Raw genomic sequence first — 23,039 nt, 5'->3', positions numbered from 1 at the left:
AAGTCGTAATATTGTTTTTATAGACTGTTTATCCATTATTCAATGAGAGTAAAGTCTTCAGCAATATCAACAGCGCTCAGTTTTATTGTCATCTTGAATAATGTTAGCTTAATTGACTGAGCAACTCGCGTTATCAGGCATTTTTTCTATGTCTTTTTGGCTGCTGCGAATATTGCTATCTTCGGGTTGAAGTCTACGCGCTTTTTCAATCATTTCCATCGCACGCGGTTTGCAACCAGACAAAGACAAACTATAGGCGAAGTTATTTAAATAGGCGGCCTGTTGCTCAGCCTGTTGATCAATATAAGTCAATCCCTGTTGATACCAAAAAGCGGCCTGGGCGTTATCAATGGCTAAATAATAATTGCCGAGTAAAAAGTAACTTAGCCAGTAGTCAGGCCATTGTCTGGTGGCATTTTCAAGGGCACTGATCCCTTGAGTACTTTTACCACTACTGAGCAGATCCTGAGCGGCGCTGGCATAAATGAAAGGATCAAAATGTAAACTGGTTTTATCCGCTGGCACGGCAGCCAACAACCAATACTGACCACGCAGCCAGGTTCGTTCAAATACCTTCAGTTCGGCAATACGATTTTTATTGGTGCCTGAATGCAACCGCACATACTGCTTATCCAAGTCATAACCTGTCACCACTGCGTAATGCCACATTGGATACCATGAGGTCGATACATTTTGTAAAATAATGACCGGAATATTTTCACTCACCAAAGACAGTAGCTGGGTCAGATTGCCTGATTCTGCATAGGCCAGCAGCCCCTGTTGACGTGCAGCTGCAACCATTTCAATTTGTAAACTGCCTTGCAACTCTGGAATAAACAGTGCCGGCGCTATTTGTTGCGGCGTTTTGATTACCCCATAAAAATTGAATACTTCCGCGAGCGTGGTGGGGCCACAGAAATAATCCTCTTGAGGGTAAAAAGGCACCCCAGTAATTTGATGTTTATGCGCAATAGCGGGCGGGTTGGCTAGCAATATGGCGGTCTGGGGTGGTATCGACAGACAGCCGCTGAGAAATAAACAAAAGCCAGTAATACACATGGCTTTTGTGAACATGCTGATGGCATTCATGCTTGAAAATACGATTTAATTTATCGGCCGAATAAAGGAAAATACATCGGTAACACCCACCAAATCGAGCACCACCAACACAACTAATACTGTGACGACAACCCCTACTACGCCAGCAGCTGCAGGCATATCATTCATCTGGGTATTTAATTGATTTATTTCCTGATCGGTCATACTGGCAATGCGCATCTCTGCATCCTCGAGACTGACCCCAAGTGCCACCAGTTTGTCTTGAACCTCAGCGCTGTTGAACATTTCGAGAACTTGCTGTTTATTATATATATTTTGCTGTTGGACGATAACCTGCTCGGAGGAAACTATGCCGGCGTAGGCACCCGAAATACAAGTCAAATAAGTTAACATAACTGCGGCGACTGCGAGAACTTTTTTCATTGGATTTCCTTTGGTTTAGCGAATGTAAATTTCTCATAGAGAGTAGAGTTAATTTTGAGCAATAACAAGCTATATCGGGATGATACCCGCTAGACAAGAAAGGTAAATAGTTGTTGCTTATTTGGGGACTGATTTGTGAATTGATTTGGGAACTGCGGCGACTCACATTACCAGTCCTAGATGCTAGGACGCTGCGCGGCGAGATCCTATAACATCTTAGCAGCGAGGCAACACTAGAACCTAGCAGACCAAAGGTCGCTCTAGCAGCCGTAGGCGTCCTATTCTTAGAACCTTGAACGCTGTTACTTCTCGACATGATCAATAGTCCATTTCGAGGTTATTTGGGTATATTAAGCCACAATATTGCGCTTAAAAATCTAACATGTTTGCCCCTATTTTGCTTATTAATTGTAGTGCCGCAGTTAATGTTAATGCCGCACTATGCCATATTTGCGCATTCGGGCACGCAGGGTGCTGGGGTTGAGTCCGAGGATCACTGCCGCACCTTGCTGGCCTTCAATGCGCCAATTGGTCTGCTGCAACACGTTAAGAATATGCTCATGCTCCAACTCAACCAGCGTTTGAACCGAAGGTTCCTCCCTAGGTACTCGTCTGTTAACGCCATCGAAGCGATCGTTGCTAGACACTCGTTTGTCAAAGCTATCAAAGCGATCTAAGATCTGCAGTGATGTTCCTGCGCTGAGGATCACAGCTCGTTCAATGGCACTTTCCAGCTCTCGTACATTGCCGGGCCAGTGATGCTGCTGCAGGGTGTTCTGGGCCGCGTTACTGACGATATCAATCTGCTTGCCGATTTTCTTATTAAATTTAGCCACAAAATGGTTGACCAGCAACGGAATATCTTCCTTACGTTGCCTTAGTGGCGGCAAGGTGATCGGGAATACGTTCAGCCGATAATAGAGATCTTCACGGAACTTACCATTACGCACTTCATCAATCAGATTGCGATTGGTGGCGGCGATAATGCGCACGTCGACCTTAATTGTGTGAGGACTCCCCAGGCGTTCAAATTCGCCATCCTGAATCACTCGGAGCAGTTTGGCCTGCATCTCGAGTGGCATTTCGCCAATCTCATCAAGAAACAGAGTGCCGCCATCGGCCAGCTCAAAACGACCTATCTGTTTGCTATCGGAACCGGTGAAAGCGCCCCGCTCCCGGCCAAACAGCTCGCTCTCGATCAGCGTTGCTGGCAGGGTAGTACAGTCTACCGTGATCAACGGACTTTTTTTGCGTGCGTTGCGGCTGTGGATAGCGCGGGCGACTAAGCCTTTACCTGTGCCGGTCTCACCAAGCAACAGTACGGTCGCATTCATAGGCGCAACTTGCTCAACTTGATGAAACACCTGCGAGAGCAGTTGGCTGTTACCGATAATTTCGTCGAAATTAAACTGCCGCGCCACTTCTTGCTGCAGATAAACGTTCTCTGCCTGAAGTTTGTCCTTCAACTGTTTAATTTCTGTATACGTTCCTTGCAGTGACGCTTCGGCCTTTTTACGTTCCTCTATTTCCTCGGTGCATTGCAGATTAATGCGGAGCAGCTCTGCCGTACGTTTTTGCACTGTATCTTCCAGTGTGTCGTTACTGCTCTCCAGTTGCTTATAAAGCAAGCGCACTTCCAGCATGTTATGGATGCGCGTTTTGACTTCGACCAGATCAAAAGGTTTACTGATAAAATCCTTGGCACCAGATTGTAGTGCTTGCAGTTTATGGCCTGGTTGGGCGGTGAGAACGAGCACAGGTAAATAGTCGGCCGGATCGTCAGCCTTAAGCGCTGCCATCACCTCAAATCCATCCATCCTCGGCATCTGCAGATCAAGCAGAACAAGATCATAATGGTTTTCAGCATTTAGGTCACAAACAGCTTGAGGATCCATGGTTGTCGTCACCCTTGTATAGCCGCTTTCAAGCAGTAATTGCTCGAGCAGAGTCACATTAGGCTCTTGATCATCGACAATCAGAATCTTGGCATTGAGAATGTCCGTTGCAGTGATCGTCATCAGGTCACCTCATTATTGGGGATATCTGCTGACTGATTGGTATATTCAAGCGCGATGTCTAATGTCTTCAAAAATTCATTAATCCGCAGCGGTTTAGTCAAATAACGAAAGAAGCCGGCGTCCAGACCTTTCTCAATATCGCGAGGAATGGCATTCGCACTCAGTGCCACCACCGGGATAGCGGCTGTGGTCGGATCTTCCCTGAGAATATGCAATGCGGTCAAGCCGCTGATCCCCGGCAGGTTGATGTCCATCAAGATCACATCCGGCTGATAGGTATGCGCCATCTCGATACCGCTGACGGCGTCCGTAGCACTGAGAAAACGCAGATTGGGTCGACGGGCAATGATATCCTCAACGAGCATCAAGTTAGCAGGATTATCCTCAACATAGAGCAAGCTTTTCAACCGTTCAGGGTCCTCACATTGAAATGGTAGCAAGGGCATTGATGTCGTCGCATCAAGGTTAGATAAGGAGTCGACGGTACGCTTCAGTTCAAACCAGAACACGCTGCCAACGCCGACATGGCTTTGTACACCGATAATGCCGTCCATCGATTCGACCAAACGTTTACTGACCACCAGCCCGATCCCGGTTCCTTCTTGATTATTGGCTTCTTGCCCCAGACGGTTAAACGGTTGGAAAAGTTGCCCAAGTTGCTCCTCTGACAATCCTTCACCTGTATCGCGGACACTGATCCGGATCATATCTTCCGTGCTTTGGCTGCTTTCTAATATCACGCTGCCACCCTCACGATTGTATTTAATCGCATTGGAAAGCAGATTAAGAATCACCTGCTTTAGCCTGGTCCGATCGACGTTGACAAAGTTTATCGAGTCCGAACGGTTAAAGATCATCTTGATACCATAGGTTTTCGCTTGCGGCTCGCTCATCAAGATGCATTCCTGCATCACTTCGTCCAGCGAAATCGTTTCGATTGACATGGGCAGCTTGCCAGATTCAATCAACGCCAGATCGAGGACTTCATTGATTAACTCCAACAAATACCACCCCGCCTTGAGGATCTGAGCAATGCTTTTTTGCTGCGTATGCTGCGGGGGTGGCGTGCTCGACTCTAGTAGTTGAGCAAAACCGAGGATCGCGCCAAGTGGCGTACGCAGTTCATGGCTCATACTAGACAAAAAATCGGATTTGGCGAGGTTGGCTTTCTCTGCTGCCATAGTGGCACTTTCCAACTCAACATTTTTGTCCTGTAATTTTTGATCCAAACGATTGCGCTCAGTCACATCGCGGGCACCGTAAAACACTCCCTGCAGATTATTGTCCCGGTCATAAAAAGTGGTCGCGTTAATGGAGACTACCGTCTCCTGGCCGTTTTGGGCGCGCGCGGTGAGCTCAAGGTCGGTGACCTTCTTTTCACATAGCACCTTTGTTATTCCAGCCACGGCAAGCTCCGGATTGGTAAAGTAGTCTTTAAATGGCGTACCGAGCATTTCATCACGGCTGCAGTCCGTGAGCAGCTCCATCTCCTTGTTAACATCGGTAATAATACCGGACGGATCGGTAGTCGTCAGTGCATCGATGTTGGATTCAATCAGGTTACGGGTATAAAAATGTTGGTCTTGCAGGCGCTGACTGAGTTCTTTTTGCTCTTGCTCGATGCGTTTACGCGCGGTGTTGTCGGTGCCGATCAGTAGATAACCTATGATAGCGTCTTGCTCATCCCGGAGCGCGGTTACCGACACGACCGCCGGAAAGCGGCTACCGTCCTTGCGGATGTAGGTCAGCTCGTAGATATCCTCAATGCCGCGCCGGGCTTTGAACACCAAAGCATCGAACCCGGGCGTGATCGCAGTGTCAAGTTCAAGACTCAGAACTTTGGCGCGTTCGATAACTTCTTGTGGATCGGAAATGTCGGCGGGGGTGATCTTGTTCATCACCTCATCTGCTGTGTAGCCCAGCATTCGCTCGGCGCCCACATTGAAAATCTGGATCACGCCGAGTGCATCGGTGGCAATACTGGAAAAGTTGGCACTATTGAAAATGGCATTCTGCAATGCGCCCGCTTTGATAATTTCCTCTTCCGCTGCCTTGCCGACACTGTTATCGGTGCCGATCAACAGATAACCTATGATGCTCTCCTCGTCGTCGCGTAGTGCTGTGACCGACACTACCGCCGGAAAGCGGCTACCATCCTTACGGATGTAGGTTAATTCATAGATATCTTCAATCCCGCGTGTCGCCTTAAATACTAGCGCATCGAAGCCGGGGGTGATCGGGGTGTCAAGTTCAAGACTGAGTACTTTAGCGCGCTCAATAACCTCCAGGGGATCGGAAATGTCGGCTGGGGTGATCTTGTTCATCACCTCTTCCGCTGTGTAACCCAGCATACGCTCGGCGCCCACGTTAAATATCTGGATAACGCCTTCCGCATCCGTGGCAATACTGGAAAAGTTGGCACTGTTGAAAATGGCACTCTGCAGTTCGCCCGCTTTGAGCAGCGCTTCTTCTGCCTGTTTGCCAACACTATTATCGGTGCCGATCAACAGATAACCGATGATCGCCTCCTGCTCGTCGCGCAGTGCCGTGACCGATACCACGGCAGGAAGGCGGTTGCCATCCTTACGGATGTAAGTCAATTCGTAGATATCTTCAATCCCGCGTGTCGCCTTGAATACCAGCGCATCGAAGCCAGGCTCTATCAAGGTGCCAAGTTCATCTGAGAGCGCCTCGGCACGCGCAATCACTTCCTGGGGATCGGAAATATCGGCAGGCGTGATCTTGTCCACCACATCATCGGCCAAGTAACCCAGCATCCGTTCGGCGCCGACGTTGAAAATCTGGATGACGCCTTTAGCATCGGTAGCAATGCAGGAGAAATTAGCGCTATTGAAAATAGCCCGCTGCAGCGCCCCGGCATTGAGCAGTGCTTCTTCAGCCTGCCTGTGCTCGGTGATCTCTTCAATTGCCGCGTTAAACCGCTCTGCATCAGACTTGGCTAAGCTTGACGGAATTATTTTATTGTTACTTTTCATGACGAATCTCTATCACTATCCGTTGATCCTAGCCGAAACGACCTATCTGGCTTCACACAGGCAAAACAGATATGCGGGAGGAAACAAAGGAAGCAATTTCAATGCGGCCTTTGAGGCCTTTTAGGTATTTTTTCAGTGGCGTAAATATAACATTTTATGACGTAAAACGCTTAAATTTATTCTTCTGGAAAACCGTACTATTTACTGTTTTTACAACACAAACCCCTCCATATATTACGGTTCTGTCATATGCTGAGGCCTAGAATATTCCTGCCTCGTCGGTGTAATTAATGAATATATAGTATTAAACAATTGTTACTAAACAATTATTTAATTATATTTGACAACTTTAACTTATTGGCGTGATTGTTGCTTTAACTATATTAACGTTACCACTATCTCACCCGGAAAATAGGTCTAGTTTTTTCAGTAAACAGATAAGATCACACAACAGAGAATCTAACTTGATTATCAGTCATTGTCGCCATCAACAATAAGCAGGAAGAAGACGGAAAAGTAAAGGGAATGTAAACGTAATTTCACAGAATTTCTAAGGAATAATGGTATGAATATATTTAACAAAAAGGCATCGCTTCTATTTACGATGCTGCTGGGAGTTTTCCTCTTAGCGGGTTGTAATAACGACGATAATAACGACACTAATAACGATAATGGGGCCGTACTATCATCCATAGAAATTACCCCTGCCAACTCAAGCTTGCCCGCCGGCTTGAAGCAACAGTTTACTGCTATAGGCACCTATTCGGACGGCACCTCGTCTGATATCTCCAGCTCGGCAACCTGGTCATCTGATGACTCGGCTATTGCCACAATCAATGGCAGCGGTCTCGCCACAGGGGTTATCCCAGGTTCAGCTGCGATTACAGCATCTATAAGCTCATCAGATGTGCAATCGGCAACAACCACGCTAACCGTCACCGATGCAATGCTCAATTATCTGGCCATCACACCAGCTAATCCGAGCATTGCCAATGGCTTGACCAAACAGTTCATGGTTACTGGTACTTATTCGAACGGCACGTCGCCAGATGTCACCGCATCAGTCACTTGGTCCTCTGCCAATACCCAAGTTGCCACAGTGAATGAGAGTGGCCTTGCCAGCGGCGTTGCCATAGGCTCTGCGCTTATTACCGCTTCTTTAGGCTCTGAGGAAACAACGACTGAGCTCACCATCACAGATACTATTTTAAGCTCAATAGCGTTAACGCCCATTGACCCAAGCATTACCAAAGGCTTGACCCAGCAGTTGACCGCGACCGCGACTTATTCAGACGGTATCTCAGTTGACATTACGGCGTCAGCCACTTGGTTATCTGCAGAGACCGACGTTGCGACAGTAAATGATAGTGGTCTGGCGAGTGCCCTTGCCACGGGTACCTCAGTTGTTACCGCAACTTTTGGTGCTAAATCAGCGACTTCAACGTTAACTGTTACGGATGCGGTGTTGAATTCAATTGCGCTAACACCTGTTGACCCCAGCATTGCCAATGGCTTGACCGAGCAGTTTACTGCTACCGGTACGTATTCCGATGGTACATCTGTTGATATCACCACCTCAGTGACTTGGTCATCGGCTGATACCAGTGTTGCGACAGTGGTCTCTAGTGGTATTGCAAGAGGTATTGCCACTGGGTCGTCGGTTATTACCGCAACCTCAGGCGCGATATCAGCCACTTCAATGTTAACGGTTACGGATGCGACGTTATCTTCAATTACGGTAACGCCAGGCAATCCAAGTATTCCCAAAGACCAAACGCAACAATTAAAAGCTACAGGGGTTTTCTCAGACGGAACATCGACTGACATCACGGCCTCAGCTGAGTGGTCTTCTGCAAATACCAGTGTTGCTACAGTAAACACTAATGGTCTTGCAAGTGGCGTGGCCTCTGGTACGTCAGATATTACCGCAACATCAGGTGCTACATCAGGTAGTACAACATTAACTGTCACTAATGCCATATTGAGTTCATTAGTTGTTTCGCCAGCTACTCCGAGCGTTATCAAGGGTATGAGCAAGCAGTTTGCTGCCACCGGCACTTATTCAGACGACTCTGTTCATGATGTATCGACAAAGGTGATCTGGTCATCAACAGATCTCTTAGTAGCAACGATAGATACTAACGGTCTTGCCACTGGTATTGATGCAGGTTCGTCGCTTATTACGGCAACCTTAGACACGATATCCGATGATAGCAACTTGACTGTCATAAATGCGACGCTGGATTCAATTACAGTAACGCCGAGTGATCCGATAATTTCTAACGGTAATACGAAACAGTTCACTGCTACAGGAACTTATTCTGACACTAGCGAAATTAATATCACCTCATCAGTTACTTGGTCATCTGCCGATACACAGGTAGCCACTATGAATGCCAACGGTAAGTCAAACAGCGGTCTCGCTAGCGGCGTTGATGTCGGTACATCCGTCATTATTACAACACTAGACGGCAAATCAGCGGAAACAAACCTGACGGTCGAAGAAGCGATACTCAATAACCCGCTAGCACCAGAATTGGGTGAAGTGGCGCGTTTTGCCATCCTTGCCTCACAGGCCATTACGACCACGAGTGGTTCTGCCATTGTCGGTGGTGACTTGGCTATTCTTGACCAAGCACGCTCTTATTATGCAGGCTTTACCCCTGGAGTGAAGGCAGGCGAACTTGATGAACTGACCAATGGCTTATCTTATGCGGGCGACGACAGCACACCCCCTTATGTGATCCCTGTGCCTTATGCCTCAATGGTTGCATTTATCAATCAGTCGAGAACTGATTTAGGTATTGCCTATAGCTTTCTCGCGAAAGATCCTAATCCAAACGCTGCTACTCAGGTGCTTCCGATTGAATTGGGTAATCTGACCATGACTCGTGGTGTCTATAAAACGGCATCTAACGTCACTATTCAGACCGGTACTCTTACGCTTGATGCTCAAGGAGAGCCTGATTCTGTGTTCATCTTTACCATAGGCGGTGATCTATCTACTGGTGCTCCAGGTGGCGACATTGTCCTTAGCAATGGCGCACAGGCAAAGAACGTCTATTGGAGAACCGCAGGAAAAACCGTTATCGGCACTGGCACCAGCTTCGCTGGCAATGTCTTCGCTTGGTCAAAAGTGAATGTGCTTACCGATGCTATCGTCACAGGTCGACTAATGGCGGTTACGGAAGAGGTTACTTTGGAATCCAATGATATAACCAAAAAACCTTAGTTTGACGGTCGACTGACACGAGTCGACTTAACAAAAGACCGAGGAGACAGATAGCTTGTCTCCTCAAGGATCCCTAAGCGGTGCTGATATAAGCGCAAAACATTGCGATTTTTAAGCACCGTTACCGATAAACCATTTACCTATCAATGAATGCCTTTTGGCATAACCGACCATTCACAGCAGCAAAGAAAATCTATTTATCGGCTCTATTCCCGATGAAGGACGTAAGCATTCTTGGTGTTGCGAGGTTAAATTTTTTTAAAGGATACAAAATATGCACACAAGCAAAAAATATTTTACTCAGCCGATGTGGGCTAGCGCCGCAGTGCTGCTTACCTTAGTCGCGGGTTGTAGTGACGATAACAACGATCCAGCTATTGTGTCCGTCATTGCGCCAGAAGTTGTGCCGACTATTAATATCAGCAATCCAAGTGATCTTGCGGCTAATGTGGCGATCAACCAACAGGTCACAGTAACTTTCAATGAAGCCATGGATGGGCAAACGATTAATGATGCCAGCTTTATTGTAAAAGATGCCAGCGAAACCGTCGTGGTAGGAGCCGTCTCTTATAATGAAACGAGTCATACCGCTGTGTTTACCCCAAACAGTGATTTTACGTATAACACTCAGTACCAAGTATCAATCACAACGGATGTAAAAAATGCTAAAGGCGTCGCGCTGACCAGTGGCTTTAGCTGGTCATTTACCACCTCTGCGTTGCATGATGTTATTGCACCACAGATAGTATCAAACGACCCGGTTGATCTAGCCAAGAATTTTGCTTTGAATAGAAATGTGACCGCTGATTTTAGTGAGGCGCTTGATCCTAATACGGTAAACGGATCCAGCTTTACCTTAAGTGATGGTACAAATCTTGTCGCGGGTGTGATTAGTTTTCAAGGCACCAAGGCAAGCTTCAATCCAGATGATAATTTAGCGGCCAATACGCTCTATACCGCGACCCTGACTACTGCTATCGCCGATTTGGCGATCCCAGCTAATCTATTAGCGACGAAATTCAGCTGGAGTTTTACCACTAGTGCTGCCGCGGCTCTTGGGCCAAAACCGGTTAACTTAAGCACTGCTGGGGATTTTGCCATTTTGACTAAATCTGGTATTACCAATGTTCCAGCTTCCGCTATAACAGGCGACATAGGTGCAAGCCCTATCACGTCGGCTGCGATGGACAATGTAACGTGTTCTGAAATCAACGGTACTATTTATGGCTCAGACGTCGGATACACAGGTAGTGGTGTAGTTAACTGCTTTAAAGGCGCAGCACCTGATAATACTCTGGTTGCCCAAGCCGTGCTTGATATGGGCACAGCCTATAACGATGCTGCTGGCAGAACGTTACCCGACTATACTGAACTCGGTGCCGGTAATATTAGTGGCATGACGTTAGAGCCAGGTCTATATAAGTGGAGTTCAGGTGTGTTGATCACTACCAATGTGACCCTTTCAGGCAGTGCCAATGACGTGTGGATTTTTCAGATAGCAGGTGACCTTACTCAAGAGGGTGCCAGTCGTATTACTTTAGAAGGCGGCGCTCAGGCAAAAAATATCTTCTGGCAAGTGGCCGGAAGTGCCGGTGTGGCACTTGATACAACGGTGCATTTTGAGGGTGTGGTTTTGGCTGAAAAAGGCATAAGCTTAAATACGGACGCGACGGTTAACGGCAGATTGATGACCCAAACGGCCGTCACCTTAGATCATAATATCGTGGTCGAGTCCGCTGAGTAAATCTGTTACTAGCGATGACTAGCACTAATATTCTAGCAATAATATTCTAGCAATAAAGAGTCTAGCACTAGTCTAGCACTGGCAATATGTCACCATCCTTTGACGCTTTGCGTCAGAAAATCAATATCCGCTAAACTCAGTTTAGCGGATATTTTTATGGTATTAATAGCGACGATAGCGACATTCATTGTGATGCAAAACCCGAATGCCCTAAAAGGTTATCACCATAGGTGAAGCTGTTATGAACACCCCACCGACGTCGCTTAGTGTCGGTCAATGGGTTTTCGGCGATGGTGATAAAACCGACACTGAATGCATAAGACTCTGAATGCGTAGAACATTGGGTCCATGCAGCACTGGAGGCGAGGATCACTTCGACAAGCCGACTTGCGGATCGGTTTGTGCCATTGATGGTATAAATTCAGACCCACAGCAGAGTCACAAAACCCATGGCTAAATCAATTCGCCATGCTTACGGACAAGTTGTCATGTCAACATTGAGCATCTGACACCGGCAAAAACGGCGCTAAATGCGCCGTTTTTTTATATTAAACAACAAGGCAATCACTCATTAGCTGTTAATATTTGCAGCATTTTTGCAAATTTTTCAATGCCAATTTGCGCTGGTTTAGGTAAGTTCTCTAATTCAATAGACAGCAACATATTTTTGACTTCTAACCCTAATTCAGTATCCCCTTCAATGCGTAATTTACGCTGGAAAAAGAGTGTGTCTGGATCTTCTTTACCTGCCGCAACCAAAACTAACTCAGGCACATTGGCACTGAATGTCACATCGGGCTGGGTAAAAGATCGCACCTGTAATTGTGTGTCCATACTCACCTCAAAACGTAAACCAATATCGTCGACACAAATACCAACCCACTTTTGCTGTAGAAAATGGAGTTCATCTGACATCAATTGTTCAGCTAACACTAAATTCAGTAGTTTATTGATGACGATTATTTTTAACTTTTCCGGCATCACGTTCAATGAACGACGGCTAACTTGAGGCGCAAAATGTAACAACTGTTGCGATAAGTGTTGCGATAATTGTTGTGTAAACGCTTGAGCCATCGAGAGTACCTACTTGGAAATAGAACGAGTAATAGAGTCAGTTTACTGGTAATTGATCTAACGAAACCTGTTTTAAATCAAATCATGTTAACTCAATCACATTTACACTCCTCTTCTTAAAAAAAAATGAGCACACCAAAATGGAACTCTTATGCCCCGCAGGTAATTTAGCGTCACTGAAAGCCGCGTTCAATGCCGGCGCTGATGCGGTTTACCTCGGACTTAAAGATGACACCAATGCGCGTTCGTTTGCAGGCTTAAACTTTTCGGCCTCACAGCTAACGCAAGCCACCCAATTGGCCCATCGCCAAGGCCGAAAAGTCTTTTTAACTCTAAACACCTTTCCTAAACCCGGTGAAGAACATCGTTGGTATCAAGCCGTCGATTTAGCGGCACAGTTAAACATGGATGCACTCATAGTAGCGGATCTATCATTGCTCGATTATGCCCACCAGCACTACCCGCACCTTCCCTTGCATTTATCAGTACAGGCCAGTGCCACAAACCTAGGTGCATTGTCATTCTATCAACAGGCTTTTAATATTGAGCGTGCAGTGTTGCCGCGAGTGCTGTCAATGAAACAAGTTCGAGATTTAGCCAAAGTGAGCCCGGTTGAACTTGAAGTCTTTGCTTTTGGGAGTTTATGCATCATGGCTGAAGGACGCTGTCATTTATCATCTTATGTCACAGGCCAATCACCTAATACAGGCGGCTCATGTTCCCCTGCTAACCATGTGCGCTGGCAAGATGCTGGCAGCGACAAGCTGACTCGGCTCAATGATGTGTTAATCGATAAAGCCGATGCGAGCCAACAACTAGGTTATCCCGTGGTCTGTAAAGGCCGTTATGTTGCCGAATACGATCATGATGCAAAATATTTACTGGAATCACCTACCAGTTTAAACACCTTAAGCTTATTACCTGAACTTGCCCGTGCGGGGATCAAATCACTCAAAATTGAAGGCCGTCAGCGCAGCCCTGCTTATGTTAGCCAAGTCACTCACGTTTGGCGCAGTGCTATCGACGCTTATTTGGCCAGTCCCGAGTCTTTTTGCGAACAACCGCAATGGTCACAAGCGTTAGCAAAAGTATCTGAAGGTCAAATTACTACATTGGGCGCTTATGAGCGTCAATGGCAATAAGGTTGCACAATGAAAATATCACTTGCTCCAATTAGTTACTGCTGGTCAAAAACTGACGTTGAACATTTCTATGATCAAGTCGCGTTAAGTAATATTGATACCGTTTATTTGGGTGAAACCGTGTGCAGTCGCCGTCGTGAACTGAAGTTTAACGACTATCTTAACCTTGCCAATATGCTTAAATCTCATGGTAAGCATGTGGTGCTATCGACCATGGCACTAATAGAAGCACAATCTGAACTCAATGAGCTAAAACGGGCGATTGAGAATGGTGATTTCAGTATTGAAGCCAATGATATGGCTGCGGTGCATTATGCGCACCAAGCCAAAGTTCCCTTTGTGTGCGGACCAACAATTAATAATTACAATCGAACCAGTCTTGATTTATTGCATCAAAAAGGGATGTTCCGTTTTGTGATGCCTTGCGAACTATCACAACAATGGTTAAGTTCAGTTATTAATCAAGGCAATAAACCTAAGTTTGAAATTGAAGTGCTCGGCCACGGGTATTTACCATTAGCTCATTCTGCGCGTTGCTTTACCGCCAAACATTACCAACTTCCTAAAGACAAATGCCAAACAATTTGCCAACGACACAGCAAAGGTTTACTGGCTCAAACCCAGGAGTCGCAACCTTTATTACGCTTGAACGGTATTCAAACGCAGTCAGCGGCACAGGTGAATCTGATTAAGCAAATCCCACAGATGGTGGATATGGGCATTGATTATTGGCGGATATCGCCCAATAAATTAACCGATATTGCCATGGGTTCAGATCTTGCCCATGCATTAGAGCATGCAAAAAACAACTCACTGAATATTGAAACCCTGATCAAAAAACAGTTAAATGATCAAAACCATGCATCGATTATCAATCATCATTGTAATGGTTATTGGTTAGGATTACCCGGCATGGACTGTGCCTAAAATCCCAAAAACCTTCCGAATGGGTCCTGAATATACCCAAGTCACTTCAACATGCTCGTTTCAAAGATCCCTTAGGATAACTGAAAAAGGCAGTGATTGAATATAAGAGATCGTCGCTTCGCGACTGATTGGTTCTAGGAACTCGCCAGCTCGCCAGAGGGCGGTGCTTCGCTCCTTCTAGGTCCTAGGTCGCTGCGCGGCTAGATGCTATAAAATCTTAGCAGCGAAGTGTTCGCTTGTTATCGTTTCCTAGCAGGACGAAGTCCGCCCTAGAACCTAGAACCTAGAACCTAGAAGCGAAGTGTCCTCGAGTCCTAGCAGCCGCAGGCACTCTATTCCTAGACCCTAAGGACGCAGTCCGTCCTAGCTATTATGGCTTAAAGAATGTGATCAAAATTAGCGGGAATATCCGTGCTCATTAATGGCGCTAAAACAATGGATATCAACATAAAGCCTAAGATAAAACACCTTAGCAACAAATATCCAATCTAATGATTAGATTAGGGTTTTATTATATACCCTGACCTTTCCCCTAAGTAAATATCTACTCACATTTAACTAATATCTATTCGACTCAGTATTCGTTTTACATACAGCAGATAAGGGGGTAACCTTGCCTACCCAAAAAACACAACTGAATGGACATTCAATTTCTGTCCATGATAAACCGTTGGGTAGCACAGCTGGCCAACTTAAAGCACATAAGTAAGGTGTATTTAACGTGACACAAAAAAAACATAGCATTAAAACAATTCTCACCTTTATTATTCCGTCACTGATTGGCTTACTACTGTTTATGACGCCTATCAATATTGAAGGTTCGATTACCATTCCAATTGCCATTATCTCAAAAGCATTGCAAAGCCAAATGGGCAGCTCGATCCAGCTTATTGTTACCTGCATCGTTGTATTAATGGCATTAGCCTCGTTGCTCACTCAGCTCATTAATCCTAAATTCGTGCGTAAAAGCACTTTTTTACGCACCTTGCTGAAAGTGAATTTATTTTGGTTAGCCATACGAATATTAGGCGCAATCTTTATCGTGATGGTTTATTTGCAAGTGGGACCCGACGCCATTATTTCATCGGCAACCGGTGGCTTAGTACTGAATGATTTAGTGCCTGTACTGTTTTCAGTATTCATTTTTGCTGGCATGTTATTACCACTATTACTCAATTTTGGTTTATTGGAATTTTTTGGCACTTTATTAACTAAAGTGATGCGTCCCATATTCAATTTACCCGGACGCAGTGCCATTGACTGTATGGCCTCTTGGCTAGGTGACGGCAGTGTGGGTATTTTAATGACCACCAAACAATACGAAACTCGTTTTTATACCGCCCGCGAAGCGGCTGTTATTGGCACAACCTTCTCTGCGGTGTCGATTACCTTTAGCCTAGTGGTCATATCACAAGTCAAACTTGAACACCTTTTTGTCCCGTTTTATCTCACTGTGTGTTTAGCCGGTTTTGTTGCCGCAATCATAGTACCTAAATTACCTCCGCTATCATGGAAAAAAGATAATTACATCGATGATACCCCTCGCCATGAAGATGACGAAACCATCCCAGCCAGTCATGGGGTATTTTCGTGGGGATTTGAACAAGCAATGCAACGCGCCTCTAAGGCCGGTGGGATAAAGCATGTCCTAACTGAAGGGGTTAAAAACGTTGTTGATATGATATTTGGGGTGATCCCTGTTGTTATGGGGATTGGTACCGTCGCATTGGTGTTAGCTGAACATACCCCTCTTTTTAACTACTTAGGGATGCCATTTATTCCACTATTAGAGCTGCTGCAAATCCCTGAAGCCACCGCAGCGTCGAAAACGATTGTGGTGGGATTTGCCGATATGTTTATTCCCTCCATTTTAGCCAGCTCTATTGAGTCAGACTTAACCCGTTTTGTTATTGCCGCATTATCGGTCACTCAGCTTATTTATATGAGCGAGGTAGGTGCTCTTTTGATTGGTAGTAAAATCCCAGTTAACTTTTTTGAGCTATTCGTTATCTTTATTTTAAGAACCTTAGTGACGCTTCCTATAATTGCATTAATGGGCCATTTACTGGTGTAGTTGAAGCAAGAGAACTTAATAACTCAATATAAAAAAGGAGCACAACGTGCTCCTTTTTTTATGCTAAATATTCTCTGCGTAATCAACAAAAATCAAGTATGCTTGAAAGATAAACATTGACTCAGTGTCATAGCGGTACTGATAAATAAGGGTAAACCATGGACAACAGGCGTAAATTTTCTCGTATATTATTTGATGCCAGTGCTTATATCGCACAAACAGAACAAACTTGGCGAACTAAGATTTTAGATTTAAGTCTCAATGGCGCATTAGTTGAGCTACCGCTAGGATATACCGGTCAACTCAATAGCATCTTAACTCTCGAGTTTATGTTACCTGATTCTGATATCGAACTAAAAATGCAAGCCGCCATTGTGCATAAAACACCTGAGCACCTTGGCTTAAAATGTACTCATATCGATGTTGAAAGTATTACTCACCTTCGCCGAATTATTGAACTGAATATGGGTGATGCAGAATTATTAAATCGTGAAATTACGTCTTTAATCACTCCTGTACCTTAAAAATCGACCGATAATTATTGTCAGTAAATATGCCAAAAGGGTAAGTCAATGACCTACCCTGTTAATCGCAAGTTCCAGCGCTATCAATCGAGGGTTATTTAATTAGTTCAAGTAACTCATGGATAGTTTTAACGGGGATAATTTTTGCGCCAAGCCCTTCCATGGTTTTATGATAATTACGAAATGGAATAAAAATTTCCGTAAACCCATGCTGCGCAGCTTCCTTTACCCTCGGCACACCACTATCAATTGGGCGCACATCGCCGTTCAAGCTCAACTCCCCCATGATGCAAGTCGTTCTAGGCACCACAAAGTCATTTAAACTGCTCAATAATGCGGTTACAAGCGCTAAGTCGATACAGGTTTCTGACTCATCAATTTTCAAACCGCCCACTATATTAAAAAACGTATCATGGAATATCTTAGTTTTAGTATGTTTACGTAAAATACCAGTTAACATCTTAATTCGATTCATGTTTAATCCAACACACACGCGTTGTGGGAACTCTGATTCAGTTTCCGTGGTTAAACATTGTATTTCTAACAGTAAGTTACGGTTACCTTTACGTATACAAGTAATAGTCGAACCCGGTGAGTCAGTGGTCGAGCCTGATAGAAATATTTCGCTTGGGTTATCAACGCTGAGCATACCGCGCTCACTCATGCGGAATATACCCACGGTATCAACATCGCCAAAACGGTTTTTATTGGCGCGCAAAGTCCGAATTTGACCGTCATTGGTATCAATATGTAACAATGCATCCACGATATGCACTAAGGTTTGCGGGCCGGCAATTTCGTTATTTTTATTCACATGAGCAATAATAAACATGGTGACATTATTTTTTTTACAATATTGGGTAAAGGCCTGTGCCGCTGTTTTAACTTGTGAGGGTGACCCTGGGCTACCATTTGCCGCATCGGTAACCACAGCTTGAATAGAATCAATCACGGCAAACTTAATTTGCTTAGCGTCTAGCTCCTCAATAATGGCTTCTACGCTGGTTTCAGACAGCAGATACAAGTTATCTTCGTTGTAATTAAGCTTTAAACGATTAACCCGGTTTTTAAACTGAGATAATGACTCTTCAGCCGTACAGTACAATGAAGCCATTGATTGCGACATTCGCGCGACCAAATCAGATAACAGGGTTGTTTTACCCGCACCAGGATCACCTGAAATAATATTCACCGACCCTGTTGTTAAGCCACCGCTTAATACTCGGTCCAACTCCCCTATCTGAGTCAGTCTTTTTTCGGCGTCCTCTGACTCAACTTCACTGAGTTTTTTCGAGCCGCCGCCGACTCCACCCGCATACCCGAGTACCGATGACCGTGACGTTGAACTCTTTGATGCTGATAATTTCATTTCGACCAAAGAATTCCACGCACCACAACGACACTGCCCCTGCCAACGCGGATAATCTTGGCCACAATCGTCACAAACAAATGTCATTTTTGGAGCTTTAGCCATGTTAATTCCCATGTTGTAAATCAATTAAATACATTCGATTCAACTTATTCAGTACCAGCCCTAATAAATAATCGCTATTAAGACACTATTTTTACTGCTTATACTTATCATCAACAACAAGGAAAAATGGCTGCTTAAACAACTCATACCTATAACAACTATAACAACTATAACAAGCAGATTTAGCCAGAGCGTTGCCAACGGTTACAATCTTGTCCACACACGATATAAATAAGCCATAAGTGAGTAGCAAGTTGCACTTGTTATTAGTTACTTGTTACTTGTTACTTGAACCCAGCGTGACTAAGCGTTAGATCAATGCCGCGTTATCATTAATACACTAGGTTAATCTTAATGGCGGATCAATTACCCACAATATCATTTCAGCATACTTCTCGAACATCACTGAAATATATATTACTATAAAGATCAGCAATTTCTTGCCGATAAAGATATCAGCCAGACTCACCATAAGCATTTGAAACGACATAATAATGAGTTTAGACAATCACAGTGCATTAATTGAACAACTCAAACCACTGTTCATGGAACCTGATTTTCAGGACGTGTTCGAACAGTTAACTTTTGACGAATCTAATTCAACCCGTTTTCTTTTGAAAATGGAGTTAAACCGTATCTCATCTTTATGCACCCGAATTATTGATTTGCGTCATAAAACGGAACTGCCCTGTGAAGAAGTCATCGTCGCCAATCAAAAGCACTTTCTAGACGCACCCGCTAAAGAAGCCTTGTTACAAGCACTGCCGTTATACCGTAACAAATATACCCTAGGGGTATATGAGCACGTTATACAAACCCATAAATCACGGCGCATTAAGCTAAGAGAAAATGGCCCAGTCGAGATTGTTAACCAAGAAAATCCATTTCTTGTACCTGGAGTCGTACTCGGCAGCTACTTTAATCGCTGCGAAGAACGCATGAATTATAGCATTCGGATTATGGTTTCTCAGCAAGGAATAACTGAAGTTAATGGCGTTACCCTTGATTTATCCGTCGGCGGTGCCCGCATTAAGTTGCCATTAAAACATCACTTAGACCAAGACAAGCCATTACGGGTAAAGCTACTAGAACTCGGTGATGAATTTTACCTAGAAGATTTACAGCAAGGCGTTGATTATCAAATAGTCGATATTCAAAATAAAGATGATAGTGCTATCTTTAGACTGAAAAGACTTGGCGGCGCAGAGGCATTAGATAACGTGCTATCCAAGCTTATCCGCAGCTATAAATTTCGTTATAAAGTGGATGTCAACGACGTCATTGTAACGGCGACAGGATTGGGTTATGAACGTCACTACTTACCGCTATTAACGCATTTACCGCTGTTTGTTTCTATTATTAACGGCAAGCCAGAGATAACCCACCAATTGCTGGGTAGAGGTAACCAACCGATCCAACATTATTTTCAAGATGAAAATAAAATCAGTCAGTTGCCTAGTTTAATTAATAGCAAGCGCTTAAGCCAACTAATCAAATACCCAAGCAATAGCGATTATTGCTACCTCTTCAGTTTTACCCATAAGACTAACGGTAAATTATACTTTTATTCTGCTAACTTAGCAGAGCTTAAAGCGACCAAAAATACCCATTTATTTCTAGGCTTTGCCTCAGCAAAAGCCAGTTGGCGAGTGTTTAAAATTATCACCCAGCCGATTGATCACAGTAAAAACTACAAAACATCGACCTTACCGGGTGATGATGCACGCTATGCTGCCCTAACAGAGCAACAATTATCTCAATTTAGCCATACTTTACAATTAATTGATTTAACTAATAAAGATGCTCGTAAAGACTATCAATCTTGGTCTGTTCAATCCGATGTTAATGGCTTAAAGATTTTTGCTCAAGCTAAAGTTAACCAAAACAGTATCAAAAAAGTATCCATGCCATTTAGTGAACGGCGCCATGAGGCTCGATTCGTGTTTAAAACCTTAGTGACGATCGAACAAGGTGGTAAACAGGTTACAGGCATCTCTCATGATATTTCGAGCAGAGGTTTACAACTGACTTTAGAACAATCAACTAACTTTACTGAACCTGGTGCCGTGTCATTGTCATTTCCACGTCTTCAAGCCGCAGCTGGCAAGGCCAATTTAACCCATTTACCTTATCAATTAATTCGTAGCAGGATGAATGGATTGACCTTGCATTTAAGTGCCACCATTGGTCATTCACCGCACGAAGGCGTCGAGTTTTTAAATAAACTCATTGCCCACAATAAACAAAAACTCGAACAATTATCAGATAATGAAGGTCAACAAAAAGAATTGGCCGATGGCATGAAAAACCTTGTTATGCGTCAGTTACCTGGGGTGCCTTACTTTATCGAAAAAACAGTAAAAGCCGCAAAAATGGCTTATATCGGTATCGGCACGACAACCGACGAAATCAGCCATCTATTTGCCCAAGACAGTGACAAAGTGCTGCAGTACAATTTACTGCCACTATTGGACAACAATGTATTAAAACAACAGATTATAGATCCTCTCAAATTGATGAAACCGAATCACGAAATGGGCTTTTTTGAGGTGTTTATGCAACTCACTCGCCATCCTAGAGGTGCAGTGCAGATCCAATGTAAGCTCAAATCTGAACTGGGTAACAACGCGCAACAGATTCAATTTATTACCCAGAGTAAAAAAGTCGGTCGCTTTATGGCATTAAGAGTGTATGTAGGAGCAACAGACAAGCCCGATATGAGCTATATTAGACGCGAGCTAGAATATATCCACATTCATGCTCACCACCGAGCAAAGCAGTTGGAAGAACAATTGTGGAAAGTTATCGGTTCAGGTGAATTATTGGATATTACCACTGAAGTTGAAATCCGTTTCCCAAGTGTAATGGCGCTTGTTTAACCAATCTTTAACTCACTTCAACTCGGCTTAAGAGCTGGGATAAATAAACCAAAATCAGAGTATTTGACCTATTTAATATCGAACTTGAGATTTGTTTTGCTAACAAGGCGCATCGAGCGAGCCTATTGCAAGTCAATACAACGCAGTGAGCGGGACAAAGGATTGTTTGATAACCGTTTATTATCCCGAACTAAGGTTAACTAACCTGACAATGATAAATACCATTGTTTAATTTGTACAAAGTGATCTTGCTCGGCTTGTCGATCAGTCAACATCCCCGCATGATCATAGTCCAATAAATTGCCCTTTTCTTTGGCGAGCAAAGTGTACTTAACCTGGCTAAAACCGCATTCATCTATCATATCGCGCACATCGGATGGATTGCCTAAAATATGATCGTTTTTACCAGCGATAAACCATGCTGGCGGCCACACTGCTTTTGCTGCCGCTTGGGCATAATGAAAATTATCGTCATGATCAATCCAATCACCCCTGACCCAATCAATGGTTTGTAATAATGATGCACTGCTCTCATTATCCATGCCGACGCGAAATCGACTGGCGTCAAAATAGCCTTGCCTGGCAATGCAAAATGGCGCAAACCGATTCCAGAAAAAATCGACCATCAACCATTTTTTAAGTGATCTCACCTTGATAGTACGTTTACAACCAAAGGTGAGTAACGAGGCAACGCTTGACTGTAAATGAGTATACCGAGCCAAGCTGCTCGCCATTAATACCCCGCCCCATGAATGGGCACACCAATGCACTTTATTAACTAAAGGATGACGCTGTAAAATAAACTGTTGCACCAATGGCAATTGTTCACGGATCACTTCACCTTGACCCAAAGTAAAGTCGCGATGAATTTTAGGCTCACTTAACCCTCGCCCCGCGGTATCCATCACATAAATATCAAAGCCAGCTTTAGCTAAAAAACAGCCTAAACCACGGCCTGAGTCACTATAAAACACCCGTCCATTAGACATAGCACCATGCAGCATCAAAATAGGCACCCCAAGAGCCGTTGGCGTAGTATGACGAATGTGTCGCAGATGCAATTGGCCATTACGGTAAGGGATAAACAGTGAGTCTTGTTGGATATCTGTTGTCAAAATAGGCAGTTATGTTAGTAATAATGAATCTCAAACTAACACTACTGCCGTGAAACACAACTAGAATAGAGTCTTCATTCTAGTGGTAACCTTAATGCTTATCCTGAGCTAAGATGATGTAATACCATTTATCAGTATGTACACTGCACCAACGACCTACCCGCTACGCCTGTAATAAAAACACTAACGCGCGTAAATCAACATGGTGTCTTGTATTAGCACATCTGCAGCGGCAATTAATGTAGGCTTGCCATTCATCAGAATGTACACTGCGCCAACGACCTACCCGCTACGCCTGTAATAAAAACACTAACGCGCGTAAATCAACATGGTGTCTTGTATTAGCACATCTGCAGCG

Annotated in this window: 14 protein-coding genes; 7 read left to right on the top strand and 7 right to left on the bottom strand. The window is 44.4% G+C overall.

Annotated features, from left to right (window positions below):
- Positions 1 to 108 precede the first annotated feature (108 nt).
- From AAEZ02_RS17360 to AAEZ02_RS17345, 4 genes are all read right to left on the bottom strand, one after another.
- Complete coding sequence (locus AAEZ02_RS17360; RefSeq protein ID WP_233768563.1) at positions 109 to 1,074, bottom strand: PA2778 family cysteine peptidase; 966 nt, start codon at positions 1,072 to 1,074, stop codon at positions 109 to 111.
- 30 nt (positions 1,075 to 1,104) lie between these two features.
- Positions 1,105 to 1,482 carry a PA2779 family protein gene (locus AAEZ02_RS17355; RefSeq protein ID WP_124012056.1) on the bottom strand — a complete coding sequence of 126 codons (378 nt, stop codon included), beginning with the start codon at positions 1,480 to 1,482 and terminating at the stop codon, positions 1,105 to 1,107.
- Positions 1,483 to 1,910: 428 nt separating this feature from the next.
- Complete coding sequence (locus AAEZ02_RS17350) at positions 1,911 to 3,500, bottom strand: sigma-54-dependent transcriptional regulator (RefSeq protein ID WP_351124193.1); 1,590 nt, start codon at positions 3,498 to 3,500, stop codon at positions 1,911 to 1,913.
- Positions 3,500 to 6,496, bottom strand: coding sequence for a PAS domain-containing hybrid sensor histidine kinase/response regulator (locus AAEZ02_RS17345; protein ID WP_351124190.1), 2,997 nt, complete (start codon positions 6,494 to 6,496; stop codon positions 3,500 to 3,502). The genes AAEZ02_RS17350 and AAEZ02_RS17345 overlap by 1 nt, the downstream gene beginning before the upstream one ends.
- A gap of 565 nt (positions 6,497 to 7,061) precedes the next feature.
- Here AAEZ02_RS17345 and AAEZ02_RS17340 point away from each other — a divergent pair.
- On the top strand, positions 7,062 to 9,728 hold the full coding sequence (locus AAEZ02_RS17340; protein WP_351124187.1) for an Ig-like domain-containing protein: 2,667 nt from the start codon (positions 7,062 to 7,064) through the stop codon (positions 9,726 to 9,728).
- Positions 9,729 to 10,002: 274 nt separating this feature from the next.
- The gene (locus AAEZ02_RS17335; RefSeq protein ID WP_351124184.1) at positions 10,003 to 11,472 is read left to right on the top strand and encodes an ice-binding family protein; all 1,470 of its coding nucleotides are present in this window, start codon (positions 10,003 to 10,005) and stop codon (positions 11,470 to 11,472) included.
- Between the two features lie 564 nt (positions 11,473 to 12,036).
- On the opposite strand, the gene ubiT is transcribed toward AAEZ02_RS17335, so the two are convergent.
- Positions 12,037 to 12,546 carry a ubiquinone anaerobic biosynthesis accessory factor UbiT gene (ubiT, locus tag AAEZ02_RS17330; RefSeq protein ID WP_124012061.1) on the bottom strand — a complete coding sequence of 170 codons (510 nt, stop codon included), beginning with the start codon at positions 12,544 to 12,546 and terminating at the stop codon, positions 12,037 to 12,039.
- A gap of 140 nt (positions 12,547 to 12,686) precedes the next feature.
- On the opposite strand from ubiT, the gene ubiU reads away from it, so the two are divergent.
- The 4 genes from ubiU (at position 12,687) to AAEZ02_RS17310 (ending at position 17,213) form a co-directional block, all read left to right on the top strand.
- Positions 12,687 to 13,688 (top strand): ubiquinone anaerobic biosynthesis protein UbiU, encoded by a 1,002-nt coding sequence (ubiU, locus tag AAEZ02_RS17325; protein WP_124012062.1) that lies wholly within the window; start codon positions 12,687 to 12,689, stop codon positions 13,686 to 13,688.
- Between the two features lie 9 nt (positions 13,689 to 13,697).
- On the top strand, positions 13,698 to 14,615 hold the full coding sequence (locus AAEZ02_RS17320) for a U32 family peptidase (RefSeq protein WP_101032495.1): 918 nt from the start codon (positions 13,698 to 13,700) through the stop codon (positions 14,613 to 14,615).
- Positions 14,616 to 15,357: 742 nt separating this feature from the next.
- Positions 15,358 to 16,689: a YjiH family protein gene (locus tag AAEZ02_RS17315; RefSeq protein WP_372491460.1), complete on the top strand. Its 1,332-nt coding sequence runs from the start codon at positions 15,358 to 15,360 to the stop codon at positions 16,687 to 16,689.
- Between the two features lie 158 nt (positions 16,690 to 16,847).
- The gene (locus tag AAEZ02_RS17310; RefSeq protein WP_101032497.1) at positions 16,848 to 17,213 is read left to right on the top strand and encodes a PilZ domain-containing protein; all 366 of its coding nucleotides are present in this window, start codon (positions 16,848 to 16,850) and stop codon (positions 17,211 to 17,213) included.
- 94 nt (positions 17,214 to 17,307) lie between these two features.
- Here AAEZ02_RS17310 and radA read toward each other — a convergent pair whose 3' ends face one another.
- The gene (radA, locus tag AAEZ02_RS17305; protein ID WP_101032498.1) at positions 17,308 to 18,687 is read right to left on the bottom strand and encodes a DNA repair protein RadA; all 1,380 of its coding nucleotides are present in this window, start codon (positions 18,685 to 18,687) and stop codon (positions 17,308 to 17,310) included.
- Between the two features lie 494 nt (positions 18,688 to 19,181).
- Between radA and AAEZ02_RS17300 the strand changes: the two genes are divergently transcribed.
- Positions 19,182 to 21,566, top strand: coding sequence for a PilZ domain-containing protein (locus AAEZ02_RS17300; protein ID WP_351089375.1), 2,385 nt, complete (start codon positions 19,182 to 19,184; stop codon positions 21,564 to 21,566).
- Positions 21,567 to 21,766: 200 nt separating this feature from the next.
- Here the strand turns inward: AAEZ02_RS17300 and AAEZ02_RS17295 are convergent, their stop codons facing one another.
- On the bottom strand, positions 21,767 to 22,681 hold the full coding sequence (locus tag AAEZ02_RS17295; RefSeq protein ID WP_351124181.1) for an alpha/beta fold hydrolase: 915 nt from the start codon (positions 22,679 to 22,681) through the stop codon (positions 21,767 to 21,769).
- Positions 22,682 to 23,039: the final 358 nt, after the last annotated feature.

The organism is Shewanella sp. T24-MNA-CIBAN-0130 (assembly GCF_040310185.1).
In the GTDB taxonomy this organism is placed as follows: domain Bacteria; phylum Pseudomonadota; class Gammaproteobacteria; order Enterobacterales; family Shewanellaceae; genus Shewanella; species Shewanella psychromarinicola.
This window is presented reverse-complemented; position numbering and strand designations above follow the sequence as displayed.